The sequence below is a fragment of the Flavobacterium sp. GQ95 genome (assembly GCF_059758655.1).
The window spans coordinates 1-14,674 of sequence record NZ_JCAXEB010000003.1; the positions used below are offsets into that span (position 1 = coordinate 1).

A 14,674-nucleotide genomic window follows, 5' to 3' on the forward strand; every position below is an offset into this window, starting at 1 on the left:
GCGTTATTTTTTTTCTAATTATTTTTACCGCAAAGAACGCAAAGATTTTTATCTAAGAATATCTTTGAAAAGTATAAAGTTCGCAAAGCTAAATAAATACAAAGCTTTGCGAACTTTGTGCTTTTTTATATAAAGCTAGAGTAAAAATCTTTGCGTTCTTTGCGTTAAAAAAATATAATGTGTAAAAAACACACTTATTTTAACAGAGAGCAGGAGGGTACAGGATGCTTATATTTTAAGGTTACTTTAAATTGGTGCCTAATTATTGTATAAAATGTTAAAATTCTTTAGAATATAAGTTTTTTACTAAGAAAATTTACATTCTGAATTATATTTAAGCATTATTAAAAGTAAAAATATAAAATGCGTTTACTCACTCGTAATAAAGTACTTATCTTTTTTTTGATCATCTGTTCTGTGTTTTCAGCAACAGCAGCCGAGATCTGGGTTTCGACCAATGGAAAAGATACAAACTCAGGAACAAAAATAAGTCCGTTAGCGACTGTTCACATGGCAATAAGAAAAGCCAGAGAATTACGTCGTCTAAAAGATCCATCAATAAAAGACGGAATTCATATTATCGTAACTGACGGAACGTATTACCTAAACGAACCTTTATTCGTAAGACCTGAAGATTCAGGAACTCCCGCAAGTCCAACCACAATTGAGGCGGATGTAAATGCAAGACCAATTATAAGCGGTGGACTGGAGATTAAAAACTGGAAAAAATCGACAACCATAATAAACGGACAAAAAAAAGGAAATATCTGGGTAGCCGATGCCCCTCAAAAAGGGGGTGAAATTATCAATTACCGACAATTATGGGTCAACGGAAAAAAAGCGGTGAGAGCCAAAAGCACTTCTGGAAACCAAATGGATCGTATACTTTCCTGGGATGTGGCAACAGAAACTTGCTGGATTCCTTTTAAAAATAAATCCATTAAGTACGAACCCGGAATGGAAATGTTTATCATTCAATGGTGGTCAACAGCTAATCTTCGTATCAAAAATATTGAAGTCCAAAAAGACAGTGCCCGACTTTCTTTCGAACAACCAGAAAGTAGAATTCAAAGTGAACATCCGTGGCCAGCGCCGTGGATTTCAAAAAACAACGGAAATTCAGCGTTTTATCTGAACAACGGAATCTCAATGTTGAACGAACCAGGCGAATGGTTTTTGGATAAAAAAAATGCTAAAATCTATTATATTCCGAGAGCAGGTGAAGATCTAACTTCGGCAAAAGTTACGGTTCCCGTTCTGGAAAATTTAGTGGAGATGAAAGGAACAATCGATTCTCCGGTGCATCATTTTAATTTCAAAGGAATTTCATTTCAATACAGTAACTGGCTTCGCCCTTCGCAACAAGGTCACGTTCCGTTGCAGGCCGGAATGTATTTATTGGATGCTTATAAATTGAAAGTTCCCGGAACTCCAAATCAGGAAAATCTGGAAAATCAGGGTTGGGTGGGGCGACCACGAGCAGCTGTTGAGTTAAATTATGCTCACAATAATCAATTCGAATCTTGTCGTTTTGAACATTTATCTTCAACCGGATTAGATTTGAATAAAGGTACCAATCACAATACCATCAAAGGAAATTTATTTAAAGATATTGGCGGAAATGCTATAAGTATCGGTGTTTTTTCCGAAGAAGCTTTCGAAGCGCATTTGCCTTTAGTTATAAAAAATGAAAGAGAAATTTGTTCCGATGAAGTAATTGCAGACAATTTAATTACGAATGTTGCCAACGAAGATTGGGGATGTTTAGGGATTGCAGCCGGTTTCGTAAAAAATCTTACCATTGAACACAACGAAATTTCGGATGTGGCCTATAGCGGAATCTCAATGGGTTGGGGTTGGACACACACTAAAAATGTAATGGAGGGCAATAAAATTTTAGCCAATAAAATTCATCATTACGCCAAACATCTTCATGATGTTTCGGGAATTTATACACTTTCTTCTCAGCCAAACAGCCGAATAGAAGAAAATTATATTGATAAAGTGTACAATAGCCCCTACGCACACGATCCGTTTTTGTGGCTGTATTTGTATACCGATGAAGGAAGCCAGGGCTTTACCATCAAAAATAACTGGATTGCAACTGAGAAAATCCTAAAAAATAACAACGGTCCGGAAGGCAATATTTGGGAGAACAATAACCCATACGTAAACACAAAAATTAAAGAGGCTGCCGGAATCAGAGCGCCATACACAGCTTTAACAAAAGAGGCAATTATTGATGATGCCTGGGGATTACAGGAATTACCAAAATCGGTAGCGATCGAAATGATCGGTTCTGATTTCGATATTGAAAAAGTAAAATCAACAATCAAAGGTTTCCGAATTGTGGGCGAATCAATCTACCAATGGAAAAATCATTTGGTGATTTACGGAAAAATGAATCAGCCGGAAAGAACGAAAAAGAAGTTGGCGCTTGCTTATCCATCGGCAGAAATAAAAATTTACGAAAAACCGATTTACGATTTCCAAAATTTTGAAAGATGCAAAGATTCGAAGCCAGCATCAGAATGGGAAAATATCGTTTTAACAGCGAATTTGGTAAATGACGAAAAATTGCAAAAAGAGTATGTAGATTATCATACGACTCAATTTGAAAAATGGCCGGAAATCGCAAAAGGTTTCTGCAACGCCGATTTTCAACAATTACAGGTTTTCAAAAACGGAAGACAATTGATGTTGATTATCAGTATTCCGAAAGGAGAAAGTCTGGACAAGCTGAATCCAAAAACAACAGAAAATAATCCACATGTAGACGATTGGAATACCCTAATGAAAAAATACCAAACCGGAATCGAAGGCGCAAAACCAGATGAAACCTGGATTTTCTTAAACAAAGTAGAGTCAAAATAATTACATATCGGTTAAACCCGACAGGTTTTTAAAACCTGTCGGGTTTACGTTGAAGAAAATAAATTAAATATTTTGCCACAGATTAAAAAGATTAGCACAGATTAAAAAATCTTTTAAATCCTTTAATCTGTGGCAGAAAAAAAACTAAAACCATTGTTGATAGAAAGAATCTAAAATTTAAAATCAACAATCTAAAATAATAAATCCTCATGTTAAAAATAGCCATTTTAGGACTTGGAGAAGGTCGCAGCACAATGTCGGCAGCTTTAAAAAGCGCGAAATTAGAGCTTGTTAAAGTATGTGACCGAAACGAAGACTTGTGTAAACAAAGAGCAAAGGAATTTGATTTTCATTCGTACACAACAAATTACGATGATTTATTAAAGGATAGCGAAATTGATATCATCGCCATTTACACACCAGATCATCTCCATGCTGATCATGTGAAACAAGCTTTACTTCACGGAAAACATGTAGTGTGTACCAAACCTTTTATCGATAATCTGGCCGATGCAAAAGAATTATTAGCCTTGAGCGAGAAAACAGGAAAGAAAGTTTTTATTGGTCAAAGTTCAAGATTTTTTGAACCGGCAAAAAGACAAAGAAATGATTTTGAAGCAGGATTAATAGGCGACTTAATTACAATAGAAGCGCATTATCATGCAGACCACAGATGGTTTTTAGAAAAAGAATGGTCATTATTGCAATCTTTCAAATGGCTTTACGGCGGTTTAAGTCATCCTGTAGATTTCATCAGATGGTATTTGCCCAATATTGAAGAAGTAATGGGTTACGGAATGATCAGCAGCAACGGAAGTGTCGCGGGTTTAAAAAATGAAGATACGATGCACTTCATCTTCAAAGCAACTGATGGTAGAATTGCCAGAGTTAGTGGTGTTTATACATCGCCAACACAACCGGCCCAAAGAGACAGCGGAATGAGCACAATTCTAAGAGCGACCGAAGGCGCAAGCCAGGCCGACTATCACGAATTGCGTTACGCCATTACAGACAAAACTGGTGAAGAAAAAGTAATAACCTGGGGCGATGCCACCTTAAAACATTATTTCCGTTTTGAAGGGCAAAGCCATCATGCAGGAGAATATCAAAATTATCTGGAATATTTTGTAGACAGTATCGAACAAAATTTCACAGCTTATCCGGACATGAAAGAAGGTATCGGAACAGTGGCCCTATTACAGGCGATGGACAAATCTTTACAAACCGGAATGCCAGTTAAAATAGCTGATGTTTTAAAAGAATATGAGCTATGAACAGTATCTACGATAAGTTAACAACCTTAGATTTTATCATCGTTGCTGTTTATTTAGTAGCCTTATTAATTATTGGTTACGTTGTAAGTGTGAAACAAAGCAAGAAAGATGAAACTCTTTTTCTGGCCGGGAATTCGCTAAAATGGTACAGCATCGGGTTTAATATGTGGGGTACCAATGTTGGTCCGTCCTCCTTATTGGCTTTTGCAAGTATTGGTTACGCAACCGGAATTGTAGCCGGAAATTTTGAGTGGTACGCTTTTGTTTTTTTACTGCTTTTGGCCATGGTTTTTGCACCGCGTTATATTGCGAGCAAAGTCAGTACGATGCCGGAATATATGGGAAAACGTTATGGCGACAGTACACAAAATATTTTGGCATGGTACGCTTTGGTAAAAATATTGGTAAGTTGGTTATCGTTAGGATTATTTAGCGGAGGAGTTTTGGTACGTCAGATTCTCGGAATTCCGATGTGGCAAAGTGTAACCGTTTTAGTCATTTTTTCCGGAATTTTTACTTTCGCCGGAGGATTGAAAGCCATTGCAAAAGTGAATGTTTTTCAGATGATTTTATTAATTGTTGTTTCATTGACATTATCCTATTTAGGATTACAAAAAGTGGGAGGTATCAGCGCCTTAATAGCAAAAACACCTTCTAACTTTTGGAATCTGGTGCAGCCTGCAAGCGACGCACATTATCCGTGGCCGGCTATTTTGTTGGGATATCCGGTTGCGGCGGTTGCTTTTTTCTGTACCGATCAATCGATGGTACAGAGTGTTTTGGGAGCAAAGAATTTAGAGCACGGACAATTGGGTGTGAACTTCATTGGCTGGCTAAAAGTATTGGCGTTGCCTTTGTTTATTTTACCTGGAATTTTGTGTTATGTTTTATATCCTGAATTAGGCAAAAATTCGGATCTCGCATATATGACAATGGTGACTAATTTATTCCCAAGTGGAATGAACGGTTTGGTGATTTGTGTGATGATTGCTGTTTTAGTTGGAACAATTGGTTCGTCATTAAACGCCTTAAGTACCGTTTTTACTAATGATATTTATGTGAAGAAAATCAACCCGACAGCGAGTATCAAAGAACAAATTAAAATTGGCCGTATCACAATTGCAGCCGGATGTTTGTTCGCCATTTTGATTGCCGTTGCCATTGACAATATAAAAGGGCAAAATTTATTTAATATTTTTCAGGCCGTTTTAGGATTTTTGGCGCCTTCCTTATCTGTTGTTTTCTTGTTGAGTATTTTCTGGAAACGCACTACAAAAAAAGCTGTAAACGCAACATTATCTTGGGGATCCGCCTTTAGTTTATTTGTGGGAGTTTTATATTTATGGATTTTCCCTGCTGATAAATACCCAGTTTGGCCTCACTTCTTATTAATTTCATTTTACATTTTTGCGACACTATTAGCAGCAGCGATTATTATTTCATTAGCAGATAAAACTCCGGAAACTAATTTTGTGAGTGAGACTGATGTTCCTAAAACCAGTAAAAAGGTCAAATTATTATTTGCTATCTTAGGAATCGTAATTTTGAGTTTGTACCTCATTTTTAATTTTAATTAATATGGACACATTTTCATCTTTTCTTCAACATAAATTCAAAACCATAATCTGTATTTGCGCATTATTATTGATATCTGAAAATACTTTTGCCCAGACATGGATCTGGTATCCAGGTGATTTTGAAGTTTGGTTAAGCAATAAAATGCAAGTAAGACGTACGGAACGCGAAGCAGTATTTCCACCGCTTTGGCAATATTACAGTCCTTATTCCTTGGTAACTTTTCAAACAGAAGTAGATATTCCGGAACCAGACGAGGTAAAAATCTACTCGGAAGGCTCTTTTCAATTACTTTTAGATGGTGTTCAGGTTTACGGGCAGCCAAAGTCAATAAAAATTCCTTCCGGGAAACATAAAATTTCATTTAAAGTATACAATCAGGAAGTGTTGCCGGCTATTTATATAGATGGTAAGTATGTTAAATCGGATCCATCCTGGAAGGTAACCAATGAAGATAAACTTTGGATTGATGAAAATGGAAAAGCACAACAATCAGGCACACCATGGGTACCTGTTGGTTCCTGGAATTTTTATTCACCAGAGAATAAGCCTTCAGGGTTTAAACTAACAACCAAACCTTTAAGCGCAAAAAAAACAGAAAAAACAGGAGCTGGTGCGTTGGTAGATTTTGGTAAAGAAACTTTTGGTTATATTAAAATTCACGGTTTAAAAGGAAAAGGTAAAGTAGCGCTTTATTATGGTGAATCTCGTGAGGAAGCGCTGGATTCTGCCAAATGTGAAACACTCGACCATTTATCTTTTGATGGAAACCAGCCTGAAACCTACACACATGATGGATCCAAAGCATTCCGCTATGTTCAGGTACAAGCAGATGCAACGGTAAAATATGATTCTATTTCGATGCTTTATGAATATTTGCCATTAGACTATCGTGGAGCATTCAAATCTTCGGATGAACAATTAAATAAAATTTGGGATGTGTCGGCTTACACGATGCATTTAACAACTCGCGAATTTTTTATAGACGGGATTAAACGCGACCGTTGGGTTTGGTCAGGCGACGCATATCAAAGCTATTTAATGAATTATTATTTATTCTTTGATTCGGCTTCGGTAGAAAGAACGCTGTTGGCGCTTCGTGGTAAAGAACCTGTGACGGCTCATATTAATATCATAATGGATTATTCGTTGTATTGGTTTGTGGGTGTTTACGATTACTATTTACATACCGGCGACACGAAATTTATCAAAACTTTTTATCCACGAATGAAATCACTTATGGAATTCTGTTTAGAAAGAAGAAACAAAAACGGATTCCTGGAACCCTTAGAAGGCGATTGGGTTTTTATTGATTGGGCAGACGGATTACCAAAAACCGGCGAGGTTAGTTTTGAGCAAATGCTTTTAGCGAGAAGTTTAGAAGCCATGGCCGTTAGTGCTAAAATTGCAGGTGAAAAAGATGACCAAAAACAGTATGAAAAATTAGCTGATGATTTAAAAACAAAATTATTTGATGTCTTTTGGGATAAAAAAGAAAACGTAATGAAGCACCAGCGTATTGATGGTAAAATGCAAGACATTGTAACCAGATACGCTAATATGTTCGGTATTTTTTTCAATTATTTTAATGAAGAACAAAAACAAAGTATAAAAAAGAAAGTGTTACTTAATGATAATGTTCTTAAAATTACAACACCCTACATGCGTTTTTACGAGTTGGAAGCCTTGTGTGCGATGGGTGAACAAGATTATGTGTTGAAAGAAATGAAAGACTATTGGGGCGGAATGTTAAAAGAAGGTGCAACTTCTTTCTGGGAAGAATACAATCCAACCAAAAAAGGAACAGAACATTTAGCGATGTATGGGCGCCCTTATGGAAAAAGTCTTTGCCATGCCTGGGGTTCTAGTCCAATTTATCTACTGGGAAAATATTATTTGGGTGTAAAACCAACTGCTCCGGGTTATGCAGAATATGAAATCAAACCCAATTTAGGCGGATTACAATGGATGGAGGGAAAAGTGCCAACACCAAATGGTGAAGTAGCATTGTACTGCAGTACCAAAGAAATCAAAGTAAAAGCAGGGGAAGGCGAAGGAAAATTGATTTTTGAAAGTTCAGGTAAGCCAAAGACAAATTCAGGAACGATTACAACATTAGCTAAAAATAAATATCAATTGATTGTGAAGCCGAATGTGGAATATAAAGTGAGTTATAAAGCGATTTAAGTTCTTAGTAATTAGTTCTTAGTGATTAGTCATTAGCCCATAGTCTGTAACGTCTAGTTTGTCATTGCGAGGAACGAAGCAACCTCACTAATAATAAGCAAAGTTTGATGTTGTAAATGTGATTGCTTCGTTCCTCGCAATGACAAGATTGAGCTTAAGTTTTAAAAATAAAAAACCAATGTTTTCAAAAAATACAAAATACAATTTCAAATTAAAAGCAGCTTTTCTGTTGTTGTTTTCGTTGTGCTTTCAATTTTCAGTTTTGGCACAAAATTCAACATGGAAACAAGCCCCTTTTGAAGTAGTTAATAAATACAAAACCTTCAAAACAACTCAATACGCACATGTGTTTTCGGGAAGTAAACACAATATCGTTCGATTAGCACCAGAATTAGAAGGTTTAACGGGTGTTGAACTTCCTTTAAATCAATATAAAAGTGGAACAGATACGCCGTTAAAATTAAAATTTAAAGAAAATGTTCAGGTATTAATTGGTGTTTTTCAGGAGAAAGAAAACCTAGAATATCTTCAATTTAATAATTCGGCGAAAGCCAAATTAATCTTAGAAAATGGAGCAACAATTACAGGTTTACCTCCCGTAAATGTGTATGCTGTTTCCTATTCAAAAGGAACTCAAACTGTAATTCCTGGGAAAGGTTTATTTGCCATTTTAGGAGTTGTGAAAGAAAGTCAAAAACTAGAATCTAGAAACGCAGCACTTCCAGACGGAAAACTATGGAACCCAACTTTCATCGTCGAAGGATTTTCAGATGAAAAACCACTTTTCGAAATCATCGGTGGAGAAAACAAACCCGTTATAGACGAAGGAATGTCCGGAACCGAAGAAATTCAGGGAGGTTTTGAAGGCGGTCGTATGGTAAAAGTTGGCGAAACCTATCATATGTTTCCAACAGAAAGAGCCGGCGAAAAAGGAGTTGATTATTATTATGATCGTGTAAAAACCCGAATCGGACATTGGACGAGTAAAGATGCTGTCAAATGGAAAAGAGAATCGACAATTTATCAGGCAAGTGGAACGTACGCGGTAACAGAAGACGATAATCCAATGAATGATCGCCGTGCCGCAATTTGGTCGTATATGCCGGTTTTTAACGAAAAGGCAAACAAATGGTACGGCTATTATTTAGCTTACACGGTTAGTAAAACAATAGAACCGAATCATTCTTTCGGAAGAATTTGGCGTTGCGAATCAACAGTAGATGGAATTGACGGAATTGGCGGTCCCTATAAAGATATGGGAATCATTATGGAGCCAGGTCTGGATTCTCAGCCTTGGGAAGGACGTCAGGGAGTTGCTTCCTTTTTTCCATATAAAGTAGGCGATAAATACTTCGGATTCTATAGCGGAGCATATCCGTTTAATTCCTGGGCAGATTATCCAAAGAAATCAGGAAAAGGCTGGTTTGTCGCTTTGGCCGAATCAAAAAGTTTAGAAGGCCCGTGGCAAAGAATGAATAAAGGTTTGGAACCAATTAAATCAATGCACCCGCAGTTTGTAGAAAATCCAATAGTAAGTCAATTACCAAACGGAATGTACATCGCCATTTTTGATGGAGGCCCGGACGGCTGGGGACATCATTTACCAAATATGATTGGATATTCACTTTCGAAAGACGGAATCAATTGGGGAGAAGCACGCTACCTGCCCATAGAAACAAAAGTCGATAAATGGTGGGATATTATGCGAACGCCTTTGTGTTTAATTCCCGAAGGAAACGACGTTTATACAATCGTATACAACGCCATCGATCTGAAAAGAAGATTTCACCCGACAGGAATGGTAAAAGTTAAACTGAACAAAGAGGTAATGGAATCTCGATTGAAAGAGTTGAAATAGAGTCAAGAGTCAAGAGGAAAGAAACAAGAGTATAGAGAATAGAATATAGAAACTTTGCGACTTTGCGTGATTTTCACCAGCTTGAATTAATTTCACGCAAAGTCGCAGAGTCGCAAAGAAATAAAAAACTTAGTGCCTTAGCGCCTTCGTGGCTAAAACCAAAAAAAATGAAACTTAAATATTTACTTATCGCCATTACAGCACTTTTCGTAACTAGTTGCGCAACGACAAAATACAAGAAGAGAGAAATTACTGATAGTGTAATGCATGAGATTTACAACGAAATCAAAACGCCTTATAAATACGGTTTGGTGATGGTGCCAACGGACAACTCATACAAAATGGATTGTCCTAGTGTATTCAGAAAAGACGGAAAATGGTTCATGACGTATTTGATTTACGATGGAAGAGGTTACGAAACCTGGCTGGCTGAAAGTGATGATTTATTGCATTGGAAATATTTAGGAAAAGTAATGTCTTTCTCAGAAAATGAAAAACATTGGGATGTCAACCAAAAAGCAGGATATATTTCGTTGCAAGACCCAACCTGGGGTGGAAGTTACGAATGGGAAAAATACGATGACAAATATTGGATGAGTTATTTTGGTGGAAACACCAAAGGTTACGAAGCCGGAGTATTATCAATCGGAATGGCGTACACCAAAGAATCTCCGACAAAACCACACGAATTTGAGCGTTTAGAAAATCCGGTTTTAACTCCAAAAGATAAAGACGCCAGATGGTGGGATAACAGTACCATGTATAAAAACAGTGTGATTCGCGATAAGGACAAAGTTACAGGTCACAATTTTATCATGTATTACAATGCTCGTGGTGATAGTCTAAATCCTGCTAAAGGCGCAGAGCGTATCGCTATGGCAGTATCGAATGATATGAAAGAATGGAAGCGTTATGGTAATAAACCTTTAATCAATCATCATAAAGGAATCTCAGGAGATGCCTATATTCAGCGCATTAATGATACTTGGGTGATGTTCTATTTTGGAGCTTTTTGGACGGGTTGGAATCAAGGTGCATTTAACCGTTTTGCAGTTTCGAATGATTTAGTAAACTGGACCGACTGGAAAGGTGATGATTTAATTAAATCGTCTGAACCTTATGATAATATGTTTGCGCACAAATCATTTGTTGTAAAACACGATGGAGTAGTGTATCATTTTTATTGTGCGGTAAATAAAGCTGAACAAAGAGGAATTGCCATTGCAACTTCTAAAGATTTAGGTAAAAGTGAAATGAATTTTGTGGCACCGCCAGAGAAAAAAGAAAAGAAATAAAAGTATTCAGTCGCAGTCTCAGTATTCAGATTGCAGTTATATAAAATATTATGGTTAAAATAGGTCAATGGTTATTCAAGTTTCGATTTTCGATTCACAATTTACATTTCACATTTTACTACTTACTGTTAGCAGTCAGCGTTCAGGCTCAATCCGTTACCGGAGAACCTGCAGGAATTCCTGAAGTCCCAAAAAAATACGAATTTGCTCCGTGGGAAGATCCAACGGTAACAAGTATTAACAGGCAACCTTCAAGAGCAACGGGATATTCATACACCAATATCGAAGACGCCCTAAAAGGAGACCGAACCAAAAGCCGACTTAAAATGTTAACCGGCGATTGGGATTTTAAATACGCTTCAAACTTAAAAGAAGCTTCAAAAGATTTCTATAAAAGTAGAGTTGCTGGTTGGGACAAAATCGAAGTACCATCCAACTGGGAATTAAAAGGCTATGATATTCCGATTTACAAAAGTGCGGTTTATCCTTTCAGACCTATAAATCCGCCTTTTATTCCTAAAGATTATAATGGTGTTGGTTCCTATCAACGCACTTTTACCGTTCCGGAAAATTGGAAAGGTATGACCATTACTTTGCATTTTGGCGGAGTAAGTTCCGGTTTCCAGGTTTGGTTAAACGGAGAATTTTTAGGATATGGAGAGGATAGCTGTCTGCCTTCAGAATTTGATATTACGCCTTATTTGAAAGAAGGAGAAAATGTAGTGTCAGTACAGGTAATTCGCTGGACAGATGGTTCATATCTGGAAGATCAGGATCATTGGCGCGTAAGCGGAATCCAGCGTGAAGTTTTTATTATGGCCGAGCCAAAATTGCGTATTCAGGATTTCTTTTATCAAACCAAATTAGACAAAGAATACAAAGATGCTTCTTTTCAGCTAAGACCAAAAGTTGAAAATTTAACAGGCGAAAAAATCAAAGATTATACTTTTCAGGCACAATTATACGATGCTAATAATGTGGCTTTATTTAAAGAACCACTTCAAAAACCCGTTATCGACATGATCAACGAAAGTTATCCTCGTTTGGATAATGTGCGTTTTGGAATGTTCAAAGAAAACATTACGAATCCAAAAAAATGGAGTTCTGAAGAACCGAATTTGTACACTTTGGTAATGTCGATAAAAGACGCCAACGGAAATATTACAGAAGCAAAAAGCTGTAAAGTTGGTTTTCGATCTATCGAATTTTCTAAAGAGAATGGAAAAATGCTCATCAATGGAAAAGAAACTTATGTGTATGGTGTAAACCGTCACGATCAGCATCCCACAAAAGGAAAAGCGGTAAATAGGGACGATATCAAACAGGATATTACGACCATTAAAAAGTTCAATTTCAATTTAATAAGAACCAGCCATTACCCTAACGATCCTTATTTCTATGAATTATGCGATCAATACGGAATCATGGTGATGGACGAAGCGAATCAGGAAACACACGGAATTGGCGGGAAATTAGCCAATGATCCAAAATGGACCAACGCCTATTTAGAGCGCATGACCAGAATGGTTGAAAGAGATAAAAATCATCCATCAGTAGTTTTCTGGAGTTTAGGAAATGAAGGTGGAAAAGGACCAAATCACGCTGCCATGTCGGGTTGGGTTCACGATTTTGATATTACGCGTCCGGTGCACTATGAGCCGGCGCAGGGAAATCCGAGATTAGAAGGTTATATCGATCCGCTTGATCCGAGATATCCAAAAACGATCGATCACGCGTACCGATTTGAAAATCCGCAGGATGAACCGTATGTTGATATGGTAAGCCGATTTTATCCGGGAGTTTTTACACCTAAATTTTTGGTGGATCAAAAGAAAGATACACGACCAATTATTTTTGTGGAGTATTGTCATGCTATGGGAAATTCGGTTGGAAATCTTAAAGAATTATGGGATGAATTCCGTTCGCTTCCAAGAGTGATAGGAGGTTGTATCTGGGAATTTAAAGATCAGGGATTGGTGAAAAAAGACCCTGCAACGGGTCAGGAGTTTTTTGCTCATGGAGGAGATTTTGGTGAAAAATACCACGATGGAAACTTCAATACAAAAGGAATTGTTGATTCTAACGGAAAACCAAAAGGATCGATTTATGAAAATAAATGGATTTATCAGCCAGCGACAAGTACATTAAGAGACAACTTTCAATTAGAAATTAAAAATCGTCAGGCGGTAAAATCTCTGGCAGATTATGTTCCAGTCTTAAAAATATTGGAAAACGGAAATGTTATCAAAACTCAAATATTAAAACCTTTCAATTTAGAGGCCGGACAATCTACCGTTTTAGATGTAAAACAGTATTTGCCAAAATTGAAAAAGGATGCCGAATATTTTCTGAATATTGAATTCCAACTTTCAAAAGACGAGCTTTGGGCTTCTAAAGGTTACGCTGTCGCGGAAGATCAATTTCTGTTGAAAAAATCAGATGTAGTACTTGATTTTAAAAACGAAAAAGATTCAAAATTTAAAACCACAGAAACCGATGCTGATTTTAAAATCAAAGGAAAAAACTTCGACATCAATATCAGTAAAACAAATGGAGCGTTGAATTCGTACGTTTTCAATGGCGAAGAACAAGTTTTTGCTCCGTTGTTACCTAATTTTGTGAGACCGCTTACCGATAATGATAAAAGAGGATGGAAATCGCATAAAGTCTTAAAACCATGGTATCAGGCAAAACCAAAATTGGTGAATACAAAAATGGCAATCGCAATTGACGGAACGATAATTACAAGTGATTATGAAATTATAAAAGACAGCGCGCAAGTTCAGATTGTTTATAAAATCAATCAAAACGGAATTATAAAAGTAGACTACAGCTTGAAAGCCACCAATAAATTACCAAACATTCCAAAAATCGGAATGCAAATGGGAGTTCAAAGAAAGTTTGATCAAATTTCGTGGTACGGAAAAGGTGAATTAGAAAACTATATTGACAGAAGCTTTGGTTCGTTTGTTGGAAAATATTCCTTACCAATAAATGGTTTTCTGGAGCATTATGTAAAACCTCAGGAAAACGCCAACAGAACCGAAGTAAGATGGATGGCTTTTACAACGCCGCAAAAGAATAAAGGTTTATTGGTTGTTGATGATGCCAAAGTTTTAAGCATGAGCGCCTGGCCGTATACACAGGAAAATTTAAGTGCTGCTAAACATACTTTTGATTTAAAAGATCCTGGATTTTTAACCGTGAATATCGATTTGATTCAGATGGGAGTGGGAGGAAATGACAGCTGGACAGCAGTAGCTCAGCCTTTAGAAAAATATCAAATTAAATCAGGAGATTATCAATACAGTTTTTATTTAGTTCCGTTTTCAGCAACAAAAAATGGATTGGAAGAAAGTTTGAAAAGATTTAAATATTAGTAATTGATAATTGTAAAATTAAAAACTAAAAATTTAACGATGCAGTTTGTCATTTTGATATAAGGAGAAATGACACAAGAATTCGACACAGATAATCAAACATAGCCCGAGGTTTCAACCTCGGGAAACGTATTGTGAAATCACGTTACGTCCCAATGGTTGAAACCATTGGCTATATTTTGTAATGATAAATTAAACCAGACAAGTTTTTAAAACCTGTCGGGTTTTCGT

Annotated in this window: 7 protein-coding genes; all 7 read left to right on the forward strand. The window is 36.8% G+C overall.

Features of this window, described 5'->3' with window-relative positions:
• Positions 1–363: 363 nt before the first annotated feature.
• Complete coding sequence (locus AC6CH4_RS07205; protein ID WP_498101563.1) at positions 364–2,874, forward strand: right-handed parallel beta-helix repeat-containing protein; 2,511 nt, start codon at positions 364–366, stop codon at positions 2,872–2,874.
• Between the two features lie 209 nt (positions 2,875–3,083).
• Positions 3,084–4,148, forward strand: a complete 1,065-nt coding sequence (locus AC6CH4_RS07210) for a Gfo/Idh/MocA family protein (RefSeq protein WP_498101565.1) — start codon at positions 3,084–3,086, stop codon at positions 4,146–4,148.
• Positions 4,145–5,725: a sodium:solute symporter gene (locus AC6CH4_RS07215; protein WP_498101567.1), complete on the forward strand. Its 1,581-nt coding sequence runs from the start codon at positions 4,145–4,147 to the stop codon at positions 5,723–5,725. The genes AC6CH4_RS07210 and AC6CH4_RS07215 overlap by 4 nt, the downstream gene beginning before the upstream one ends.
• Position 5,726: 1 nt before the next feature.
• Positions 5,727–7,910, forward strand: coding sequence for an alpha-L-rhamnosidase-related protein (locus AC6CH4_RS07220; RefSeq protein ID WP_498101569.1), 2,184 nt, complete (start codon positions 5,727–5,729; stop codon positions 7,908–7,910).
• A 178-nt stretch (positions 7,911–8,088) separates the two neighbouring features.
• Positions 8,089–9,768: a glycoside hydrolase family protein gene (locus tag AC6CH4_RS07225; RefSeq protein WP_498101571.1), complete on the forward strand. Its 1,680-nt coding sequence runs from the start codon at positions 8,089–8,091 to the stop codon at positions 9,766–9,768.
• A 167-nt stretch (positions 9,769–9,935) separates the two neighbouring features.
• Positions 9,936–11,063 carry a glycoside hydrolase family protein gene (locus tag AC6CH4_RS07230; protein ID WP_498101573.1) on the forward strand — a complete coding sequence of 376 codons (1,128 nt, stop codon included), beginning with the start codon at positions 9,936–9,938 and terminating at the stop codon, positions 11,061–11,063.
• A 50-nt stretch (positions 11,064–11,113) separates the two neighbouring features.
• Complete coding sequence (locus AC6CH4_RS07235; protein ID WP_498101575.1) at positions 11,114–14,443, forward strand: glycoside hydrolase family 2 TIM barrel-domain containing protein; 3,330 nt, start codon at positions 11,114–11,116, stop codon at positions 14,441–14,443.
• The last annotated feature ends 231 nt before the right edge of the window (positions 14,444–14,674 follow it).